This is a genomic window from Marivita sp., assembly GCF_020055675.1.
Lineage (GTDB): Bacteria > Pseudomonadota > Alphaproteobacteria > Rhodobacterales > Rhodobacteraceae > Marivita.
Window position 1 is genome coordinate 1 of the sequence record NZ_JAIPUS010000012.1, and the last position, 21,141, is coordinate 21,141.

Consider the following 21,141-nt stretch of genomic DNA (forward strand, 5'->3'; position numbering starts at 1 on the left):
CTGATTCCCGGAACGATCGCATAGCCGGTATGGCCGCCCCTGGCACTGTCATACATCACGCGCAGGATCGACGGGTCGGTGCCGATGTCATGCTCGCCGATGGTCAGTTCGGTCACCGGCACACCTGCCTCGACCATGGCGCGGGCCCGGTAGAAAACATCCCACCCGTCCGATCCGTCGCCGTTGAGCGTGGTGATGCGCTGTGAAAGTGCTGGAATGGAGACCTCCGAAACGTCTGCCCCCTTCTGCCCAGTCCTCGGGGCAAGGTCCAGTGCCCGCGCCCCTTGAACCTCTCCGCGCAAGAGGTCACCTTTGGTCTGAGCAGGAGGCCGCAATGCCGCATGACCACGCGCATCATCACATCGATCCGAAAGCCGGCGATGGCCGCCTGATCGGGGCGGTTGCAGTCAATCTCGGACTGACGGTCGCGCAGATCATCGGCGGCATCCTGTCCGGCTCGCTCGCGCTGATTGCCGACGCGCTGCACAACCTGTCGGACGCGGCGTCGCTGGTCATTGCCCTGATCGCGCGCAGGATCGCCCGCAAGGGGGCCACCGCGACCATGACCTATGGCTATGGACGGGCCGAGGTCGTCGCGGCGCTGGTCAACTACACCACGCTGATCCTGCTGGGGATCTACCTTTGCTACGAAGCGGTGCTGCGGCTTTTCGATCCGCACGCCGTCGATGGCTGGCTCGTGGTGATCATCGCCGGGATCGCGCTGGTGGTGGATCTGGTGACGGCGGCGCTGACCTGGGCGATGGCCAAGGACAGCGTCAACATCCGCGCGGCCTTTCTGCACAACCTCGCCGATGCGCTGGGATCGGTTGCGGTGATCGTCGCGGGCACGCTGATCCTGCTCTTTGACTGGCAGATCATCGACCCGCTCGTCACCTTCGGGATCGCAGGTTACATCCTGTGGATGTCGTTCTCCGAGATCGGCGGCGTGATCCGCATCCTGATGCTGGGCAGTCCGGCGGGCATCGACACCGACCGCCTGATCGAGGACCTGCGGACCGTGGACGGGGTGCAGGATATCCACCACGCCCACCTGTGGCAGATGCAGGAACACGAGCCCGCGCTCGAGGCGCATGTCGTCGTGGCCCCGGGCCGCTGGAGCGATGCCGACCGGATCAAGGCCGCGCTCAAGGACAGGCTGGCCGGGGCCGGGGTCAGCCATTCGACACTGGAACTGGAATGCGCGCGCCATGCCTGTACCGATTCCCAGCGCATCGGCCACTCTTGATCGGCCACTCTTGACGGATCGCCGGGGCGCCGGGTATGTCACACGCATGACCCGTATCGCAACACCCCTCTGCTGCATCATCCGCTAATCCATCTGGCGGGCCGGTCTTCTATTCCCATATCGAAGTGAAGTTGCTACTCCCGCCGCAATCCGGCCCGCGAGGAGCATCCATGACCATCCAACTGACCAACACCGCGACGCGCAAGAAAGAGCCGTTCGTCCCGCTCGATCCGGAAAACGTGCGGATGTATGTCTGCGGGCCCACCGTCTATGACCGCGCGCATCTTGGAAATGCGCGCCCCGTCATCGTGTTCGACGTGCTCTACCGTCTGCTGCGCCATGTCTACGGTGCGGATCACGTCACCTATGTCCGCAACTTCACCGATGTGGACGACCGGATCAACGAAACAGCCCAAAAGCGCCGCGCGGCAGGGGCGGATGGAACGCTTGAGGCGCTGATCCGCGAACGCTCGGACGAGACGATCAGCTGGTATCACGCCGACATGGACGCGCTTGGTGCATTGCGCCCCGATCATGAGCCCCGCGCGACCCAATATGTTGACCAGATGATCGCCTTCATCGAAGACCTGATCGCCAAGGGTCACGCCTATGCCGCCGAAGGTCATGCGCTCTTTGCGGTGGATAGCTGGCCCGAAGGTTATGGCAAACTGTCCGGCCGGTCGGTGGACGACATGATCGCCGGTGCGCGGGTCGAGGTGGCCCCCTACAAGCGCAATCCGATGGATTTTGTGCTTTGGAAACCGTCGACCGATGATCTGCCCGGATGGGACAGCCCGTGGGGCCGCGGCCGCCCCGGCTGGCACATCGAATGCTCTGCCATGGCGCATGAGTTGTTGGGCGAAACGTTTGACATCCACGGCGGCGGCAACGACCTGATGTTCCCGCACCACGAGAACGAGATCGCTCAGTCGAAATGCGCGGGCCACGGTTTTGCCCGGTACTGGCTGCACAACGAGATGTTGCAGGTCGAGGGCAAGAAGATGTCCAAGTCGCTGGGCAACTTCTTTACCGTGCGGGATTTGCTGGACCAAGGCGTGCCGGGCGAGGTGATCCGGTTCGTGTTCCTGTCGACGCATTATCGCAAGCCGATGGATTGGACGGCGGAGAAGGCTGAGCAAGCGAAGAAAACTTTGCGGCGTTGGCGCCAACTTGTGAAGGATGTCGAGCCGAGCTCTCCCGCAAAGGATGTTGTCGATTTTCTGAGCGACGATTTGAATTCTGCTGGTTCGATAAATTTCCTCCGAAACATTGGGCAGGTCTTGTTCCAAAAATCTGGAAGTTGGACCCCTTCATGTGAAACGCTTGGTGATCCCGAATGGTGCAAGTTGGCACGAGAATTCAAGGCATCAGCGCAGATGATGGGTCTGCTGACCGACAATCTCGGCGGCTGGGACAGCTTATCTGTTGATCTCGCGCCCTATGCGGAGCGGCTCGCCTCCCTGCGTGAAATGGCGATGCAGACGAAGAATTTTGTAGCCCTTGACGCGATGAAAACTGCTTTGACAGAGGCTGGGGTCGAGGTGCGTATGTCCAAAACCGGGGTGGAACTGGTTCCCGGTTCGGGGTTTGATCCGTCTAAGCTGGAGGGCGTTTAATGGCCCACTGTGTCAACGCTTCAGCCCGGCGGTACGCCGGGCAGCCCCCGACCGCCCCGTTTTGCCGAAGGCAAACCTTTGGTTTGAAGGGCGGGGGCTTCTCCCCCGCCTGCGGCCCGGTGCTGCCCTTTGAACTTTGCGTCCACGCAGGGTCGGGCGCGGCCCTCACCACAAAGGCCACCAAATGACCAAAACCCGCCTGACCCTTTACGACACCACACTGCGCGACGGGCAGCAGACCCAGGGCGTGCAATTCTCGACGCCCGAGAAACTCCGCATTGTCGAGGCGCTCGACGCGCTTGGCATCGACTATATCGAAGGCGGCTGGCCGGGGGCGAACCCCACCGACAGCGCGTTCTTCGAAGAGGTCGGCCACACCAAAGCCACCGTAACCGCCTTTGGCATGACCAAACGCGCCGGACGCTCTGCCGAAAATGACGATGTGCTGGCCGCCGTCATGAACGCCGGCACCAGCTCGGTTTGTCTCGTCGGCAAGACGCATGATTTCCACGTCACCGCCGCGCTTGGCATCACGCTTGATGAAAACACCGAGAACATCCGCGCCTCGGTGGCGCATATCGTGGCGCAGGGCCGTGAGGCGCTGTTCGATGCCGAGCATTTCTTCGATGGATACAAGGCCAACCCCGACTACGCGTTGGCAGCCCTGCACGCCGCCCATGACGCGGGCGCGCGCTGGGTCGTGTTATGTGACACCAATGGCGGCACGCTCCCCGACGAGGTATCGAGGATCACTCAAGCGGTGATCGCCTCGGGTATTCCGGGCGACCATCTGGGGATCCACACCCATAATGACACCGAAATGGCTGTTGCGGGCACCCTTGCCGCCGTCGATGCGGGCGTGCGGCAAATCCAGGGCACGTTGAACGGGCTGGGCGAACGCAGCGGCAATGCCAACCTGACGGCGCTTATCCCGACGCTGCTGCTCAAGGAACCTTACGCAAGCACCTATGACACCGGTGTGACGCTGGAGGCGCTGGCGGGGATGACCCGAATCAGCCGGATGCTCGATGAAATCCTGAACCGCGTGCCGCTGAAACAGGCGGCCTATGTCGGATCATCGGCCTTTGCCCACAAGGCCGGGCTGCACGCCAGCGCGATCCTCAAGAACCCGACCACCTACGAACATATCGACCCGGCCACCGTCGGGAACCGCCGGGTCGTCCCGATGTCGAACCAGGCGGGCCAGTCGAACCTGCGTCGCCGGCTGGCCGAGGCGGGGATCGAGGTGCCGGACAAGGACCCGGCGATGGCGCGTATCCTCGACCGGATCAAGGCGCGCGAATCCGAAGGCTATTCCTACGACACCGCGCAGGCGAGTTTCGAGCTGATCGCCCGCGACGAGCTGGGCCAATTGCCCGACTTCTTCGAGGTCAAGCGCTACCGCGTCACGGTCGAGCGGCGCAAGAACAAGTACAACCAGATGATCTCGCATTCCGAGGCGGTGGTCGTGGTCAAGGTGGACGGCGAGAAAAAGCTGTCGGTCAGCGAATCCATGGACGAGGCAGGTAACGACCGGGGTCCGGTCAACGCGCTGTCCAAGGCGCTGTCCAAGGATTTGGGACGCTACCAGAACATCATCGACGAACTGCGGCTGGTCGATTTCAAGGTGCGGATCACGCAAGGCGGGACCGAGGCCGTGACCCGCGTCATCATCGACAGCGAGGACGGCAGGGGCCGGCGCTGGTCCACGGTCGGTGTCAGCGCGAATATCATCGACGCCAGCTTCGAGGCGTTGCTGGACGCGGTACGCTGGAAACTTGTGCGTGACGTTGGGCTATTGGACTCCGCATGAGATTTGACTCCGATCTGACCGCCTGCGCGCAGCTTGTCGAACGGGGTGATCGTGATCGATTTGCCGCGGCAATGGCCGCGCCCGTGGATGCCCGGAAGGTTTTGTTCCCGATCTATGCGTTCAACATCGAAGTGTCCCGCGCGCCTTGGGTGACCCAGGAGCCGATGATCGCCGAGATGCGGTTGCAATGGTGGACCGACGCCCTGGAAGAAATCGCCACCGGCGGAGGTGTTCGCCGGCACGAGGTTGTTTCGTCTTTATCCCATGTGCTCGATGCCGCCGGGGCGCGGATGTTGCAGCGGGTGGTGACGGCGCGACTTTGGGATGTCTATCGCGATCCCTTCGAAGATCAGGCCGCATTTTCACGATATATCGAAGACACCTCGGCGACGCTGATGCTGGCCGCATCCACGGCGCTGAGCGACGCGGCACCACCGGCGTTGACGGACCTGGGATATGCGGCGGGGCTCGCGCAGTTCCTGCGCGCCGTCCCCGAACTGGAGACGCTTGGACGCCGGCCCCTGGTGGACGGTCGCCCGGAGGCCGTCCGCGAACTGGCCCGCGACGGCCTGGATCGACTGTGGCGCGCGCGCAAGGCGCGGGGCAGGGTCCCGGATCGGGCGCGTGCGGTGGCGCTTGCCGCATGGCAGGCAGAGCCGATCCTGAAACAGGCCGTGGCCGATCCGCGCCGCGTGGCGGATGGGACGCTCGGACTGTCCGAAGCGCGGCGGAAAGCGCGGTTGATGTGGGTCGCGGCGACCGGCCGCTGGTAGCGGCTCAGGCGGCGTCTTCCTGCGGGTGCAGCATCAGCCAGATCAGCGCGCCACCCGCCAGCATCAGGAAGGGCGCCATGGCCATGTTCACCGCACTCCAGCCTTCGGCGGGCGTGCCGCCCGAACAATTGAGCAAGCCGCCAGACGCCAGCGAGGCCAGCGTCACGCCACCGAAGACCAGAACATCGTTCATACCCTGCACCCGGCCGCGCTCGTGCGGTTCGTGTGCGGCGGTGAGCATGGCGGTGGCGCCGATGAACCCGAAATTCCAGCCGAAGCCCAACAGGATCAGGGCGACGTAGAAATTCGCGATATCGACGCCTTGCAGGGCCACAGCACCCGCCGCGGCCAGGATCACGAGGCCGGTTGCGACGATCTTTTCGACGCCGAAGCGCACGATCAGGTGCCCGGTGAAGAACGAGGGCGCGAACATCGCCAGCACGTGGGCCGACACGATGTCGGCGGCGTTCCCGGCAGAGTACCCGCAGCCGACAACGGCCAGCGGAGTCGAGGTCATCACGAGGTTCATCAGCGCATAGGTGACCATGGCGCAGATGATGGCCACCGCGATGCGCGGAGTTTTCAGCAATTCCAGCCGCGTGCGGCCCTTGGGGTCATCTGCATGCGGGGCTTTCGGCTTTGGGATGTCGATGAACAGGAACAGCGCGGAACCCACGATGTTCAGCACGATCACAGCGACATAGGTGCCGAGGAACGGCACGACATAGGTATCTGCGGTCGCCTTGACCAATTGCGGCCCGATGACGGCGGCGGCCAGCCCGCCTGCCATGACATAGGAAATCGCTTTGGGCCGGAACGCGTCCGTCGCTGTATCTGCGGCGGCAAACCGGTAAAACCCTTGCGCGGACATGTAGATGCCGGTCAGGAAGCTGCCCAGCAGGAAAACCGGGAAGGATGCGGTATAAAGCCCGTAGGCCCCGATCATCCCGCCCAGAGCGCCCCCGATGGCGCCCACAGTGAACCCGGCGCGACGGCCGTATTTCTGCATGAAGGACGAGATCGGAGTGGCCGTCACCATAGAGCCAAGCACGATGAGCGAGATCGGCAGCGTCGCGAAACATACGTTGGAGGCCAGGGATTGCCCTGCCAGCCCGCCAACCGTGAACAGCATCGGCATCTGCGCCCCGAGGATCGCTTGCGCCAATACAAGCACCACAACGTTGCGCTTGGCGCGACGGTTTTGTGTGGCATCGTCCGGGGCGGCATGGTCAAGTAATGTCATGCGTGCAGCCCTAGGCTTAAATTCAGAATCCTGCAAGTTTGACCTTGGCAGCGTGGCGCTTTGCCTCGTGGCGGAGCAGGGGTCAGTGGATGGCTGACGTAGCCGGACCAGAGCATCGCGGTGATGGGCGGGTTGCCATTATCGGGGGGTCTGCAGAAGCGCAGGAACTGGCATTGCGGCTTGGCCGTGACACGCGGCTCTGGCAGTCCGCACGCAATCGTCGTTCCGGGCAGGGGGTGTCCCGGTCGATCAACCTGCGGTCGATGGCCGCAGGTGCGTCAGCCTTGGTGATCGCGCCGCATCCCTGTGATCTGGACAGCCTGCGGCTCGGGCTTCGATTGGCAGAAGAGACGGGCCTGCCTCATGTCACGCTGGCACGCCGGGAATGGCAGGCCGACCGGCGTGACAGGTGGATCACGGTCCGCTCGGTGCAGCAGGCTGCGGAAGTGATCGCGCCAGCCACGCGGGTTCTTGTCACATTGGGGCGTCCGGCCCTAGGGCAGCTTCGGGCGCTGCGACAGGCGCATCTTCTGGTGCGGCAGCTGACCCGGCATGACGATCCGTTCCCGATGAGACACGGCCGGTATCTGCATGGCGACGCGCCGTTTTCGGTTCCGGACGAAGTCGCTATGATGCGCAGGGTCCGGATTGACACGGTGCTGACGTGCAATGCAGGCGGGACGGGCGGCTGGCCGAAGGTCGCGGCGGCCCGGCGATTGGGAATGCCCGTCGTGATGGTTGCGCGGCCGCGGATCACCAGTGGCCCGGTTGTGCGGTCGGTTGCGGCCGCGATTCAATGGTTGGAGGCAAGGACGTGGTTGGACGCCTGATCGAAACCGAGGCCTGCGTGGCCGAAGGCGCGGAGTGGCTGGCCCGGAATGAGCCGCGGTTCGCGTGGGCGCTCGAACAGACAGGGCCTCTTCCGCTGCGCCGCCGCCCTGACGGATTTGCCCAGCTCTTGAGCGCGATTGTCAGCCAGCAGGTCAGCGTTGCTTCGGCGCGCGCGATCTGGGGCAAGCTGGAGGCGGCGGGCGCAGTGACGCCGGAGGCGGTCTTGCGCCTTGATCAGGACGGGTTGCGCGACCTTGGGCTAAGCCGGCAAAAGGCCCGGTATGCCTGCGCGTTGGCCGATGCCGGGATAGATTATGACGCGCTGCGCACGGCCCCGGATGATGCCGTGGTCAAGACATTGACAAAAGTGACCGGGATCGGCGTCTGGACAGCTGAAATCTACGCCATGTTCTCGCTCGGGCGTGCGGATGTTTTCGCACCGGGCGATCTGGCCTTGCAGGAAAGCGCGCGGATGCTGTTCGATCTGCCCGAGCGTCCGAAGGAAAAGCCGCTGCGAACGATGGCCGAGGCCTGGAGTCCCTGGAGATCGGTTGCGGCACGGGCGCTCTGGGCCTACTACCATGTCGCAAAGGACCGAGAGGGGATCGCATGACACGGGTGTTGAACGCAGGCCGCAAGGAACCGGTATCGGGCGAGACCCGCTCTGTCGTGGTGTTCCTGCACGGCTATGGTGCGAATGGGGCCGACCTGCTGGGGCTGGCCGATCCGCTGGGCGAACATCTGCCGGACACGCTGTTCGTGGCGCCCGATGCGCCCGAGGCCTGTGCCGGCGCACCGCTTGGCTTCCAGTGGTTCCCGATCCCGTGGATCGATGGATCGTCCGAAGAGGAATCAATGGCGGGCATGTCCCGCGCGGTTGATGACCTCAACGCCTTTCTGGACGCGCTGATGGTGGACGAGGATGTGCTGCCGGAACAGGTGGTCCTGTTCGGATTCAGCCAGGGAACGATGATGGGGCTCCACGTGGCGCCGCGCCGCGAGGACCCGGTGGCGGGCATGGTTGGCTTCTCGGGCCGACTGCTTGCGCCGGATTTGCTGGTCGACGAGGTGACCAGCCGCTTCCCGATCCTGCTGGTCCATGGGGATCAGGACGACGTGGTCCCGCCGCAATCCTTGCCTGACGCGGCGGAGGCGTTGCAGAATGCGGGCTGGGAAGATGTGTTTGCGCATATCATGAAGGGCACCGCGCACGGCATCGCGCCGGACGGCCTGTCCGTTGCGCTTGCGTTCATGCGAGACAAATGCAGCCTTTAGAGTATCCGTCTTCATCAGGACGGGCGGTCGATTGGGCATGCGCTATCGCACGACACCGGCCGCATCCACCAGTTCCAGAAAAGCGGGATTGCGCTTCATCAAGGTTGCGTGCCGGTTGGGAAATCGGCGTCGGAGCCTGTCCAGATAGGTCAGGCATTCCTGCTGTTTGCCAAGCCGCCGGCTCAGCCAGATGCAGCGCGTGAGCGGCGCTGGATTGTTCGGATGCAGAACGTGTTTGCGGTGAAAGCCGTGATACATCCCGGCAATGTCGTTCTGTGCTTCGCTCAGGTGGATATAGAGATCGATCAGCCGGTCCTTGTCGCGCGCGGGCACTGAGTCCAGCGCGCGCAGCACTTCGGCCCTCACGTCCTTTGCAGAGATGTCGAAGCGGGCCCGAGTGCCTATCAGATCATCGATCAGGTTATAATACCGGGCGCGATAGGCGTCGAAGCTGTAGCCTTGAACCATGTCGCGGCACGCCGCAGCATAGCGGAGCTGGTCGGCGTGAACCTTCAAGATCGCTTGCGAGATCGCATCGAGATCGCCCGGCGCCACAAGCTCACCATTGATGCCGGGATGGATCATTTCACGCGGCCCGTAATCCACATCATAGCTGATCACCGGGCAATCGCAGGTCAGCGCCTCCAGAATGGCAAGGCCGAAACCTTCGGTCATCGTGGGGGCGAGCGATAATAGCGCGCCGCTGAAAACCCTTTCTGGCGCATCTGTATGCCCCATCAGGATCACCCGGTCTCCGCAGTTGTAATGGTCGATCAATTGCTGCAACCGCGCCTCGTCCACGCCCCTGCCATATATCAGGTAATTGCACTCGGGCACGAGGTGCATGATCCGGCGGAACGCTTCGATGCATTGGTGGATCGGCTTCCAGGTCAGATCAAGCCGCGACACCGTGCAGATATCCGCGCGGTTGTCGTGGCCCGTGGACCGGATGTCGGTGTAATGCGGGATCACGCGGATCGGGGCGGCGAGCTGCATGTCGGCCTCGACCCGGTGCTTGTGTGCCTGGGTGGCGGTGACGATGGCGTCGCCGCGAAACGTCTCGATCATGACCTTGGAGCGTGATGCAATTTTGCCTTGAGGATCGCGATGATCGCCATGCAGGAACATGACTTGTTGCGCCTGGATTGGCCCGCACAGGTGGGTCGAGGTCAGGCCATCGATAAAAACGATACAGTCTTCCGGGAAATGGGTCTCGGCTAGGGCCTGTCGATGCGCGATCTCGTCATTGAAGCGCTGGCCCAGGGTGAAATCCACGATGTCGATCAAGGCGCCGTTTTCGCGCCGGGTCCGGTAAAGTGGGACTGCGCCGGCAAATGCCGTTTTTTCCACGATGCCATCCCCGTAGGCGACGCGGCTTTCGACCAAGGTCGCGCCAAGGTATTTCAGCCGGATGTTGCGCGTGGGATCGGTCAGGATCTGACGTGTGGTCAGTGTACCGGCGGTGCTCTGGGATACCGAGTCGCGCATGACGCAAGTCTGGCCATCCAGGTAGCGGATCTGTGTTTTTTTGCCCTTGTGCCTTTTTTGCGACGTCCATCTGGGCGCTGTGGGAATTTTGCAATCCGTAACCGGCTTGGGCGGAGCGCAAAATTCATAAATCGACCGGTGGTCAATCCTTTGGTCGAGCATACCCTGCGTCACCAGATCGGAAAACGCGATCTTTTGTGCGCAATCATGTTTCATGTTCAGCAGCGTCACCGCCGTGTCCGGCCGATCCGCAAACAGGTTCATCCGTCGGAAAATCGCGTGAACCTTGCCGCCCGGCACCGTTGAGCCCAGCCTCGTCAGGATAGATACGATGTGGGTCGCGGACTGGCCGGGCAAAGATCGCTCCTCCTTACGCACCGTCAGGACCGGCGCGCAGCGGCCCGAACGAAACGGGATGTGTCAGCCGCGCCAAATCCAGCCACCACCAAGGATGCGGCTGCCGCCGGTCTCGTAGAAGACGCAGGCTTGCCCCGGTGACACCCCTTCTTCGGGGGTCAGAAGCTCCACCTCGGCCTCGGTATCCGACAGCGGGCGAAGGATTGCCTCACGAGGCGGACGCGTGGAGCGAACTTTGACCGAGACGTGCCATTCGGTCCGTGAGTTGAAGCGCGCATCCCCCAACCAGTTGATCTCGCGCACGGGCACCACGCGTGTCGACAGCATCTCTTTCGGGCCGACGATGACCCGCTTGGCGTCCACGTCCAGCTTGACCACGTAAAGCGGATCGCTCAGCCCGCCGATCCCCAGGCCCCGGCGCTGGCCGATGGTGTAGTGGATCACGCCGCTATGCTGGCCCAGCACGCGGCCATCGACATGCACGATCTCGCCCGGTTCTGCCGCACCGGGGCGCAGCTTCTCGATCACGCTGGCATAATCGCCGTTCGGCACGAAACAGATGTCCTGGCTGTCGGGCTTGTCCGCGACTTGCAGGCCGTAGCGCGCCGCAAGTTCGCGGGTCGCATCCTTGGACGGCAGGTGACCCAGCGGAAAGCGCAGGTAATCAAGCTGTTCCGGCGTGGTCGAGAACAGAAAATAGCTCTGGTCGCGGTTCGCATCCTCGGCGCTGTGCAGTTCCGGGCCATGTTCGCCCATCTTGCGCTGGATGTAATGCCCGGTTGCCATGCAATCGGCCTCCAGGTCGCGCGCGGTTTCCAGCAGGTCCTTGAACTTCACCCGTTCGTTGCAGCGGATGCAGGGCACAGGGGTCGCACCCCCGAGGTAGCTGTCGGCAAATTCGTCGATCACCGCGTCCTTGAAGACGTTTTCATAGTCGAGAACGTAATGCGGAAAGCCCATGTCCTCGGCCACGCGGCGCGCATCGTGGATGTCCAACCCGGCACAGCACGCACCCTTCTTGGCCAGAGCCGCGCCGTGATCGTAAAGTTGCAGCGTCACGCCGACGACATCATATCCCTCCTCGGCCAGTTGTGCCGCGACCACCGAGCTGTCCACGCCGCCTGACATCGCTACGACAACGCGCGTCTCGGAGGGGGGCTTGGCAAATCCAAGCGAATTGAGGTGAGGCGCATCGAGGGCCATCGGGGTGTCTCCGCTAGGTTGGGATGATCGCGCAAAATATAAGTAAATCCGGCATACTCTCAACCCTTTGCTTCATATCGAATTAAGGCGTGTCGCGCAAAGCTCTGAACACGCAAGAACTCGGGGCTTGGAAAGGGCCGGAAAATGTACCTCAAGAAAGCCAGCGGTCCGCGCACCGTCACCCTGTCGGATGGCACGGTCCTGTCGCATGCGGATTTGCCGCCACCCAATACCTATCGCTGGGTCGCGTCGCGCAAGGCGGTGGTGGTTGATGCTGTGGTGCATCGCCTGATTTCAAAGACCGAAGCTCTGACGCGCTATGAACTGAGCGAAGAAGAACTGGATGCCTGGATCGCGGCTGCCGCGCGGCACGGGCGTGACGCCCTCAAAGCGACAAGCGTGCAACGCTATAGATGATCCTTTCGTTATTGTGCAATCAGAAGTTGTATTGCCTGTGCGATCGGTGATAACCTTGGCTTAACCTTTTTTGGTCAGTGTTCCTCGTGCCGGACGTTGACATTGCGGAGAAACTGGATGCGCGTACTCTTGGTCGAAGATGACCCGACGACTTCAAAGAGCATCGAACTGATGTTGGGCAATGCCAATCTGAACGTCTACTCCACCGATCTGGGGGAAGAGGGCGTCGATCTGGCCAAGCTTTATGACTATGATTTGATGCTCTTGGACCTGAACCTGCCGGATATGAATGGATTCGATGTGCTCAGGCAACTGCGCCTTGCGCGGATCGAGACGCCAATCCTGATCCTGTCAGGCAACGACGCCAGCGAGGACAAGATCAGGGGCTTCGGCTTTGGTGCCGATGACTACCTGACCAAACCGTTCCACCGCGACGAGCTTGTTGCGCGGATTCACGCCATAATCCGGCGATCCAAGGGGCATTCCCAGTCGATCATTCGCACCGGCAAGTTCGAGGTCAATCTCGATGCCAAGACGGTGCAGGTCGGTGGCACGACCGTGCATCTGACGGGCAAGGAATATCAAATGCTGGAATTGCTAAGCTTGCGCAAGGGCACGACGCTTACGAAGGAGATGTTCCTGAATCACCTCTACGGCGGCATGGATGAACCGGAGCTGAAGATAATCGATGTGTTCATCTGCAAACTGCGCAAGAAACTGGCCGAAGCGACGGGTGACAGCAGCTATATCGAAACCGTCTGGGGGCGGGGCTATGTGCTGCGTGATCCGGAACTGGCGGAAACCGGACGTATCGCGATTGGCGCCTGAACCGATCTTTTGATCGGCGCGGCGATGCTGCGAAGCATCGTCCTTGTCTCGTCTCTTGAAACATCCCCGCACATAAACTGGCCCTTGCCGTGTTTCAAATCTGGACGCTCTGCGGTCCCGGTCCTATCACTCTGTCCAGGAACGTGGCCAAGGGGGGCATATGGCAGAGCAGGAAACACCGGTGCAGGACCTGTCCAAATACGATGCCCGTGTCGAGCTTGAACGGTTGGCCACCCAGCTGGCCAAGGCGAACCGCGCCTATCATACCGAAGACGCGCCGGACATTTCGGATGCGGACTATGACAGGCTCAAGCAGCGCAATGCCAGAATCGAGGCGGCGTTTCCCGATCTGAAGCGCGCGGACAGCCCGACCGACCAGGTCGGCGCGCCGGTGGCCGAGGGGTTTGGAAAGGTCCGGCATGAAATCCGCATGATGTCGCTCTCCAACGCGTTCGACGATTCAGAGATCATGGCTTTTGATCAAAGCATCCGTCGATATCTGGGGCTGAAAGACGACGACCCCCTGGCTTACACGGCCGAACCCAAGATTGACGGGCTTTCCTTGGCGCTGCGCTATGAAAAGGGCGCGCTTGTGCAAGCCGCCACGCGCGGCGACGGGGTGGTGGGCGAAAACGTGACCGCCAATGCGCGCACCATTGGCGATATCCCGACGCGGCTGGAAGACGCGCCCGAGATCCTCGAAGTGCGCGGCGAAGTGTATATGAGCCACGCCGATTTCGCCGATCTGAACGGACGGCAAGCCGCCAAGGGTGCGAAAACCTTTGCCAACCCGCGCAACGCCGCTGCCGGGTCGCTGCGCCAACTCGATGCGGCCATTACACGGGATCGCCCGCTGCGGTTCTTTGCCTATTCCTGGGGCGTACTCAGCGCGCCTTTGGCTGACACACAGACCGGGGCCATCCAACGCCTGCAAGACCTGGGCTTCCAGACCAACCCGTTGACCCTGCGCTGCACCGGACCGGCAGAGATGGTCGCGCATTACCAGATGATCGAGACCATGCGCGCCACGCTTGGTTACGATATCGACGGCGTGGTCTATAAAGCGGATGATCTGGACTACCAGTCGCGCCTCGGGTTCCGTTCAACCACGCCCCGCTGGGCGATCGCGCATAAATTCCCGGCTGAACTGGCCTGGACGCGGCTCGAAGCGATCGACATCCAGGTGGGTCGCACCGGGGCGCTCAGCCCCGTGGCTCGGCTGACACCGGTGACGGTGGGTGGTGTCGTCGTGTCGAACGCCACGTTGCACAACGAGGATTACATCGCCGGGCGCGACGCAAGCGGTGCGCCAATCCGGGACGGCAAGGATATCCGGGTCGGCGATTGGGTCCAGGTCTATCGCGCCGGGGACGTGATTCCGAAGGTGGCGGATGTGGATCTTGGCCAACGTCGGAAGGACGCAACGCCCTACCCGTTTCCCACGCATTGTCCTGAATGTGGCTCTGACGCGATCCGCGAAGAGGGGGACGCCGTTCGACGCTGTTCCGGCGGTCTGATCTGCCCGGCGCAGGCGGTGGAAAAGCTCAAGCATTTCGTCTCGCGCGCCGCGTTCGACATCGAGGGACTGGGCGCGAAGCAGGTCGAGCAGTTCTATACTGATGGCTGGATCGCCGAGCCTGCGGATATCTTCACGCTCAAGGATCGCTATGGCAGCGGTGTGCAGCAGCTCAAGAACCGGGAAGGCTGGGGCGAGAAATCGGCGCAGAACCTGTTCGACGCGATTGATGACAAACGCGCGATCCCGCTTGGGCGGCTGATCTTCTCGCTCGGGATCCGCCATGTGGGGGAGGTGGTCGCGAACCTGCTCGCCCGGTCTTATGGCACATGGGGTGCGTTTGTTACCGCGATAGACGCGGCGCAGGACCGGGAGAGCGAACATTGGGCCGGGCTCACAGGGATCGACGGGATCGGAACCGTGGTGGCCACTGCATTGGTGTCGAGCTTCGCACAGGAGGCGGAGCGCGCCTCGATCGACCGGCTGGTGGCGCATCTGGATGTGCAAGAGGCCGAGCGCCCGCAAACCGAAGGCAGCCCTGTGGCGGGCAAGACGGTGGTCTTCACCGGCACGCTCGACCGCATGACCCGCGCCGAAGCCAAGGCGCGCGCAGAAGCGCTGGGCGCCAAGGTGTCGGGCTCTGTATCCGCAAAGACCGATCTGCTGGTCGCCGGGCCGGGGTCCGGATCAAAAGAGACCAAGGCGCGCGATCTGGGGGTCGAGATCATCGACGAAGACGGCTGGCTCGACCTGATCGAGGGCACATGAGCGGCAGGCCGGAAATCCTGTTTCCGCTCTTTGGCGACCTGGGCGGGCTCAAGGGCATCGGCCCGAAAACGGCTGAGGCATTGCAGCACATAGGTGTCGGCTCGCCGCGCGACCTGCTTTTCACGCTGCCCCATTCCGTGGTGGATCGCCGCCTGCGGGACACGGTTCAGGGTGCCGAGCTTCCCTGCACATTGACCGTCGAGGTGCAGGTCGGCCAGCACCGCATGCCGCGCAACAAGGCAGGCGCCTATCGCGTCACGGTCGAAGATGCCAAGACCGCGTTCCAGATCGTGTTCTTTCACGCGCGCGGCGATTATGTCGCACGGATTTTGCCACCCGGCGCGCGGCGAATCGTGTCTGGCAAGGTCGAGGTCTTCGATGGCATGGCGCAGATGGTGCATCCCGATCATGTGCTGTTGCCGGATGAGGCTGATACCCTGCCAGAGTTCGAGCCGGTCTATCCGCTGACGGCAGGGATCACTCAAAAAACCATGGTCAAGGCGGCGACGGACGCTTTGGCCCGTGCGCCCGACCTTATGGAATGGGCAGATGCACAGTTGGTCGCACGTGAAGGCTGGCCCGGCTGGCAGGCCGCGCTGCACTTGGCCCATGCCCCGCAGGGATTTGGCGCGGTGTCGCTGGACAGCCCTGCGCGACGTCGGCTGGCCTATGATGAACTCTTTGCGCATCAATTGACGCTGGCCCTGGCGCGGGCGCAAAAACGCACCAAACCGGGGATTGAAACCAAGGGTCGTGGCGTTTTGCGCAACAAGGTGCTGTCGGCGCTGCCGTACAGACCCACCAGCGCACAGTCTCGCGCGATAGACGAAATCAGGGGCGATATGGCCAGTCGGTCCCGCATGAACCGTTTGCTGCAGGGGGATGTTGGGTCGGGCAAAACACTTGTGGCCTTCATGGCGCTGCTGACGGCCGTGGAGGCGGGCGGGCAGGGGGTCATGATGGCGCCGACGGAAATTCTCGCGCGGCAGCATCTGGAGGGGCTGCAACCGCTGGCCGAGGAAGCCGGAGTGGTGCTCGAACTTCTGACCGGTCGCGACAAAGGGCCCGAACGTCGGGCCAAATTGGCGGCGTTGGCGCAGGGGGATATCCAGATCCTCGTGGGCACGCACGCGGTGTTCCAGAAGGATGTGGATTTTGCTGATCTGCGACTGGCCATCATCGACGAACAGCATCGGTTCGGTGTGCGCCAGCGGTTCGAACTTGGCCGCAAGGGAGAGGCGGTCGATGTGCTCGTGATGACTGCGACACCGATTCCGCGATCCCTCGCGCTTGCGCAATATGGCGATATGGACGTCTCTGTTCTGGATGAAAAGCCGCCAGGCCGCACGCCGGTCAAGACCGCAATGTTGTCGAACGAGCAAATGGATGGCGTGGTCGAGCGTCTGCGCCAGGCCGTGGCCGAGGGGCGTCAGGCCTATTGGGTCTGCCCGCTGGTCGATGAAAGCGAAGTCTCTGACCTGACCGCGGCAGAGGACCGGTTCAAACGGCTGCGCGCTGCCTTGGGCGAAGACGTTGTCGGCCTGGTGCACGGGCAGATGCCGCCGGCCGACAAGGACGCCGCGATGGCACGCTTTGTTGCCGGGCAGACCGGTGTTCTGGTGGCCACCACCGTGATCGAAGTGGGCGTCAACGTGCCCAACGCATCCATCATGGTGATCGAGCGCGCGGAAACCTTCGGGTTGGCGCAGCTTCATCAATTGCGCGGGCGCGTCGGGCGGGGGGCGGCGGCGTCAACCTGTTTGCTGATGTACCAGCCACCGCTGGGCGAGACGGGGTTGAAACGTTTGACCACCCTGCGTGAGACAGAGGACGGGTTCCGCATATCCGAAGTCGATCTGGAGATGCGCGGCGCGGGCGATGTCCTTGGCACCGTGCAATCCGGGTTGCCGCGTTTCCAGATCGCCGATCTGGAACGGCAGGCGGGCCTGATGAAGGTGGCTCAAGATGATGCGCGCCGCCTTTTGCAAGAAGATCCGACGCTGATGTCAGAGCGCGGCACGGCGGCACGCAGCTTGCTGTACCTGATGAAACAGGATCAGGCGATTCAACTGATTTCGGTGGGCTGACCGCTTTTGTTCTCAAATGTTCTCAAAAAGTTCTTTACAGCGGAGGGGGGATATGAGAACAAAGCGGCAACAAGGAGGATATCACCATGATTCAGCGGTTCACGACCTCGTTTTACTCGACCAAGGCCCAGGGCAATACAGGGCTTCTCCAGGACGCCTTGGGGGCCATATCGTTGGTCGTGTTGTTGATCGCGGCCTTGCATCTGCCGGTGCTTGTCTGAATTTGTTGCCTTTTTCTGCCTGCGTGTTTGCCTGAACGCTCATATGCATTCTGTCCCGATAGATGCACCTGTCCCGGAAGGTTGCCTGCCTTCAGAGCCGTGACGGTCTCAACAAACGCGCACCTTGTCCGCCGCCTTCATTTTTGAAGTGCGGCGGTTTTTTTAACGGGCTACGTTTTCTAACGGGTCAGCTCAGGCTGGCTGGGTTTCCGCAAGATGTGCCGCAGCCTCGGACGCCGCGTCCAGCGTCAGAAGAATTGACGCGTGCCGGTTCTTGAATTCGGCAGCGGGCTTCAACACCTCCAGACCGTCAAAAGGCGCGGCCGGGACCGGGCCGCCGTCCTTGAGCATGGCGCGCAATTCATCCCGCGCCGTGCTGATCTGCCGGGGTGTGCAGCCGATGATCGCGCCGCCGACAACGGACGCTGCCGCCTGGCCCAAGGCGCAGGCTTTGACGTCCTGGCCAAAGCCGCTGACGGCCCCATCCTCCAGCACCAAATCCACCGTCACTGTCGATCCGCAAAGCGGCGAGCGTTTTTTCACTGTGGTGCTCGGCGCATCGAGCCGGACATGACACGGGATGTCGGCTGCCAGTTCGAGAATGCGCGCAGAATAAAGCTTTATGAGATCGGTATCGCCAGACATGGCTTTCCCCTTCGTCGTTTCCCTTCTAGATAGGTGACGATGCAATAGATGCAAAAAGGTTTTTCCGCATGACGTTTGATCCTGCGACTTTGGTCTATAATGACGCAGGCCTCATCCCGGCGGTCGCGCAGGATGCGACGTCTGGCGAGGTTCTGATGATGGCCTGGATGAATGCCGACGCGGTGACCAAGACGCTTGAAACCGGGCGCGTCACCTATTGGTCGCGGTCGCGGGCCGCGTTCTGGGTCAAGGGTGAAACGTCGGGCCATGTTCAGGAATTGGTCGCTTTGCGGGTCGATTGCGACCGGGACTGCCTGTTGCTCATCGTCAATCAGGCCGGGCCAGCCTGCCACACCAATCGGCGCTCGTGTTTTTACATCGAAATTCAGGATGGCGCGGAAGTCGAAATCATGGCGCCATTGCAGCCGTAGAATTTGCATATTTGAAAAGAGAAGAAGCTGCGGGACGGGTCTATACTCCGACCATCTGCCGCAGGTCTTGTGGTGTTGCGCCCTGTGCACGGTAGAGCGCGATGGCGCGCGCGTCGTCCCGCTTGGCAAGGCGTTTGCCCGTGTCATCACGGATCAACCGGTGGTGGTGGTAGATCGGCGTTGGCAGATCGAGCAGAATTTGCAGCAGCACATGAATGGGTGTTGCGCTGGCCAGATCAGCGCCACGGATCACATGTGTGATTGACTGCGCGGCGTCATCGATAACGACACTGAGGTGATAGGCGGCTTGTCCCGTGTCCCGACGCGCGAGAACGACATCGCCGACCTGCTCTATCATCTCGGCGCGCGTTAACCTTAATGCGGGGTGAATGCCGGTCTCGGTGTAACGCGGCAGGTTCGGGACGTGATCCAGTGCCTTGCTCATGTTCACGCGAATGGCATCGGTTGCGGTTCGATCTTTCCAGTCGCGGTGCCGGCATGTGCCGGGATAGACAAGCCCGTCGGGCCCGTGCATCGGCGCGCCTTCCTGCGGCGCGGAGGCGGCGTTGCGGATGTCGCCCCGGCTACAGGCGCAGGGGAAAAGCAGGCCGCGCGCGCCAAGATGGGCGAGGGCGCGGTCATAGGCGGCCGCGTTTTCGGATTGGCGCAGGACCGGGTCTTCCCATGTCAGGCCGAGCCATGACAGGTCTGTGTATATCTGCGCTTCGAACGCGGCGCGGCTGCGCGCGGTGTCGCTGTCCTCGATCCGGAGCAGGAAGCGACCCTGTTCGGCTTGGGCCATGTCATACGCAAGAAGCGCCGAATAGGCGTGGCCGAGATGCAAGGGCCCGGTCGGGCTGGGCGCGAAGCGGGTCGTAAACGTCATCCGACGGCCCGGTCAGCCGTCGCCGCGGCGGCGCAGCGCTGGCCACCGGGCGATGCAGGGCGTGATCGTGGTTGAGACCTTGTCGATCGGGAACGCCGCCAGTGGCGGCAGAGGACCACCTATGCAGGTCATGCCGGCTCCAGGCGCGTCTCCAGCCAATGTGACCATGCCGTCTTGGCCCGGTCCGTATACGCCTTGTAGCGATCGCGGCGCCCGCGGCGTCCTCCCCTGAGGCCGTCGACCGGCCGGAAGAGGCCGAAATTGACGTTCATGGGCTGAAAGGTCTTGGCGTCTGCGCCGCCGGTGATGTGGTGTATCAGTGCGCCATGGGCGCTGTCTTGCGGCACCTCGGGCATGGGTTGGCCAAGGATATCAGCGGCCGCCATGCGGCCCGCCAGCAAACCCATCGCGGCGGATTCGACATATCCCTCAACACCCGTGATCTGGCCGGCGAAGCGAATATTTGGTTTGGATCGCAGGCGCATCTGTTCATCGAGCAAGCTGGGACTGTTGAGAAACGTGTTGCGGTGGATGCCGCCAAGGCGCGCAAAGCTGGCATTTTCGAGGCCGGGAATCATGCGGAAAACAGAGGTTTGCGCGCCGTACTTCATCTTGGTCTGAAAGCCCACGATATTATACAGCGTGCCCAGGGCATTGTCCCGGCGCAACTGCACAACCGCCCATGGCTTCACGTCCGGTTGGTGCGGGTTGGTCAGCCCCACGGGCTTCATTGGACCATGCCGCAAGGTTTCGCGTCCGCGTTCGGACATGACTTCGATGGGCAGGCAGCCATCGAAATAGCCGGCGGTCTCACCCTCGTGAAACGCGGTCTTGTCTGCGCCGAGAAGCGAGTCGATGAAGGCCTCGTATTGGTCGCGATCCATCGGGCAGTTGATATAGGCGCGTTGTTCTTCGACGGTGTCTCCCTTGTCGTAGCGCGATTGCATCCATGCCTTGGACATGTCGATGCTGTCGAAATAGACAATGGGCGCGATGGCGTCGAAAAAGGCCAGCCGATCCGTGCCCGTTTCCGTCTGGATTGCCTGGCCCAGGGCACTGCTTGTCAGCGGGCCGGTGGCGAAAATCCAATGGCCGCTGTCAGGCAGGTCCAGGACTTCCTCGTGGCTCACCGTCACGTTCGGGTGAGCCCGGAGCCGAGCGGTGATTTCGGCGCTGAACGCATCGCGATCGACGGCCAAGGCGCCGCCTGCGGGCAGGCGGTGCTGATGGGCCGTGTTGATGATCAGACCGTTCGCCGCCTGCATTTCCCAATGCAGAAGGCCCACTGCGTTCTGTTCGTCGTCATCCGAGCGGAAGGAATTCGAACACACCATTTCACCAAGGTCGCCGGTCTTGTGCGCGAAGGTTTCGACCTTGGGGCGCATTTCATGAATCACCACGCGCACGCCCGCATTGGCAGCCTGCCAAGCGGCTTCCGATCCGGCCATGCCGCCGCCGACGATGTGAAGTTCCTGTGTCATGGGGTGGATGTAATCC

19 protein-coding genes and 1 pseudogene are annotated in these 21,141 nt (G+C 62.4%); 13 read left to right on the forward strand and 7 right to left on the reverse strand.

Going from position 1 to position 21,141, the window contains the following annotated elements; all coding sequences use genetic code 11:
* A pseudogene (locus LCF59_RS09690) lies at positions 1-218 on the reverse strand (pyridoxal phosphate-dependent aminotransferase); the annotation flags it as partial.
* 116 nt (positions 219-334) lie between these two features.
* Here LCF59_RS09690 and LCF59_RS09695 point away from each other — a divergent pair.
* The 4 genes from LCF59_RS09695 to LCF59_RS09710 all read left to right on the forward strand — a co-directional run bounded on the left by LCF59_RS09695 (position 335) and on the right by LCF59_RS09710 (position 5,448).
* Complete coding sequence (locus tag LCF59_RS09695; protein ID WP_292287266.1) at positions 335-1,246, forward strand: cation diffusion facilitator family transporter; 912 nt, start codon at positions 335-337, stop codon at positions 1,244-1,246.
* A gap of 170 nt (positions 1,247-1,416) precedes the next feature.
* Complete coding sequence (gene cysS / locus LCF59_RS09700; protein ID WP_292287267.1) at positions 1,417-2,862, forward strand: cysteine--tRNA ligase; 1,446 nt, start codon at positions 1,417-1,419, stop codon at positions 2,860-2,862.
* Between the two features lie 184 nt (positions 2,863-3,046).
* Positions 3,047-4,675, forward strand: a complete 1,629-nt coding sequence (gene cimA, locus LCF59_RS09705) for a citramalate synthase (RefSeq protein WP_292287268.1) — start codon at positions 3,047-3,049, stop codon at positions 4,673-4,675.
* The gene (locus LCF59_RS09710) at positions 4,672-5,448 is read left to right on the forward strand and encodes a squalene/phytoene synthase family protein (RefSeq protein ID WP_292287269.1); all 777 of its coding nucleotides are present in this window, start codon (positions 4,672-4,674) and stop codon (positions 5,446-5,448) included. The genes cimA and LCF59_RS09710 overlap by 4 nt, the downstream gene beginning before the upstream one ends.
* A gap of 4 nt (positions 5,449-5,452) precedes the next feature.
* Here the strand turns inward: LCF59_RS09710 and LCF59_RS09715 are convergent, their stop codons facing one another.
* On the reverse strand, positions 5,453-6,691 hold the full coding sequence (locus tag LCF59_RS09715; RefSeq protein ID WP_292287270.1) for an MFS transporter: 1,239 nt from the start codon (positions 6,689-6,691) through the stop codon (positions 5,453-5,455).
* An 89-nt stretch (positions 6,692-6,780) separates the two neighbouring features.
* On the opposite strand from LCF59_RS09715, the gene LCF59_RS09720 reads away from it, so the two are divergent.
* Genes LCF59_RS09720 through LCF59_RS09730 form a run of 3 tightly spaced genes read left to right on the forward strand, consistent with a single transcriptional unit; the run spans position 6,781 to position 8,797 of the window.
* The gene (locus tag LCF59_RS09720; RefSeq protein WP_292287271.1) at positions 6,781-7,521 is read left to right on the forward strand and encodes a precorrin-6A/cobalt-precorrin-6A reductase; all 741 of its coding nucleotides are present in this window, start codon (positions 6,781-6,783) and stop codon (positions 7,519-7,521) included.
* Entirely contained in the window at positions 7,488-8,135 is a 648-nt protein-coding gene (locus tag LCF59_RS09725) for a DNA-3-methyladenine glycosylase 2 family protein (protein WP_292287272.1), read from the forward strand. Before LCF59_RS09720 ends, LCF59_RS09725 begins: the two co-directional genes overlap by 34 nt.
* Positions 8,132-8,797 carry an alpha/beta fold hydrolase gene (locus LCF59_RS09730; protein ID WP_292287273.1) on the forward strand — a complete coding sequence of 222 codons (666 nt, stop codon included), beginning with the start codon at positions 8,132-8,134 and terminating at the stop codon, positions 8,795-8,797. The genes LCF59_RS09725 and LCF59_RS09730 overlap by 4 nt, the downstream gene beginning before the upstream one ends.
* A gap of 42 nt (positions 8,798-8,839) precedes the next feature.
* Here the strand turns inward: LCF59_RS09730 and LCF59_RS09735 are convergent, their stop codons facing one another.
* Both LCF59_RS09735 and mnmA read right to left on the reverse strand, forming a co-directional pair.
* Positions 8,840-10,285, reverse strand: a complete 1,446-nt coding sequence (locus LCF59_RS09735; protein WP_292287274.1) for a glycosyltransferase — start codon at positions 10,283-10,285, stop codon at positions 8,840-8,842.
* 420 nt (positions 10,286-10,705) lie between these two features.
* Positions 10,706-11,845 (reverse strand): tRNA 2-thiouridine(34) synthase MnmA, encoded by a 1,140-nt coding sequence (gene mnmA, locus LCF59_RS09740; protein ID WP_292287275.1) that lies wholly within the window; start codon positions 11,843-11,845, stop codon positions 10,706-10,708.
* Positions 11,846-11,989: 144 nt separating this feature from the next.
* Between mnmA and LCF59_RS09745 the strand changes: the two genes are divergently transcribed.
* The 5 genes from LCF59_RS09745 (at position 11,990) to LCF59_RS09765 (ending at position 17,682) form a co-directional block, all read left to right on the forward strand.
* Positions 11,990-12,262 carry a DUF1153 domain-containing protein gene (locus LCF59_RS09745; protein ID WP_292287276.1) on the forward strand — a complete coding sequence of 91 codons (273 nt, stop codon included), beginning with the start codon at positions 11,990-11,992 and terminating at the stop codon, positions 12,260-12,262.
* Between the two features lie 117 nt (positions 12,263-12,379).
* The gene (gene ctrA / locus LCF59_RS09750; protein WP_292287277.1) at positions 12,380-13,090 is read left to right on the forward strand and encodes a response regulator transcription factor CtrA; all 711 of its coding nucleotides are present in this window, start codon (positions 12,380-12,382) and stop codon (positions 13,088-13,090) included.
* Positions 13,091-13,250: 160 nt separating this feature from the next.
* Positions 13,251-15,374, forward strand: coding sequence for an NAD-dependent DNA ligase LigA (gene ligA, locus LCF59_RS09755; RefSeq protein WP_292287278.1), 2,124 nt, complete (start codon positions 13,251-13,253; stop codon positions 15,372-15,374).
* Positions 15,371-17,461 (forward strand): ATP-dependent DNA helicase RecG, encoded by a 2,091-nt coding sequence (recG, locus tag LCF59_RS09760; protein ID WP_292287279.1) that lies wholly within the window; start codon positions 15,371-15,373, stop codon positions 17,459-17,461. The genes ligA and recG overlap by 4 nt, the downstream gene beginning before the upstream one ends.
* 86 nt (positions 17,462-17,547) lie before the next feature.
* Complete coding sequence (locus LCF59_RS09765) at positions 17,548-17,682, forward strand: hypothetical protein (RefSeq protein WP_292287280.1); 135 nt, start codon at positions 17,548-17,550, stop codon at positions 17,680-17,682.
* A gap of 192 nt (positions 17,683-17,874) precedes the next feature.
* Here the strand turns inward: LCF59_RS09765 and LCF59_RS09770 are convergent, their stop codons facing one another.
* Positions 17,875-18,327 carry an iron-sulfur cluster assembly scaffold protein gene (locus LCF59_RS09770; protein ID WP_292287281.1) on the reverse strand — a complete coding sequence of 151 codons (453 nt, stop codon included), beginning with the start codon at positions 18,325-18,327 and terminating at the stop codon, positions 17,875-17,877.
* Positions 18,328-18,395: 68 nt separating this feature from the next.
* On the opposite strand from LCF59_RS09770, the gene hisI reads away from it, so the two are divergent.
* Entirely contained in the window at positions 18,396-18,758 is a 363-nt protein-coding gene (gene hisI / locus LCF59_RS09775) for a phosphoribosyl-AMP cyclohydrolase (RefSeq protein ID WP_292287282.1), read from the forward strand.
* A gap of 40 nt (positions 18,759-18,798) precedes the next feature.
* Here the strand turns inward: hisI and gluQRS are convergent, their stop codons facing one another.
* Together gluQRS and trmFO are read right to left on the reverse strand one after the other, a co-directional pair.
* Complete coding sequence (gluQRS, locus tag LCF59_RS09780) at positions 18,799-19,644, reverse strand: tRNA glutamyl-Q(34) synthetase GluQRS (RefSeq protein WP_292287283.1); 846 nt, start codon at positions 19,642-19,644, stop codon at positions 18,799-18,801.
* Positions 19,645-19,772: 128 nt separating this feature from the next.
* Positions 19,773-21,125 (reverse strand): methylenetetrahydrofolate--tRNA-(uracil(54)-C(5))-methyltransferase (FADH(2)-oxidizing) TrmFO, encoded by a 1,353-nt coding sequence (gene trmFO, locus LCF59_RS09785; protein ID WP_292287284.1) that lies wholly within the window; start codon positions 21,123-21,125, stop codon positions 19,773-19,775.
* Positions 21,126-21,141 lie beyond the last annotated feature (16 nt).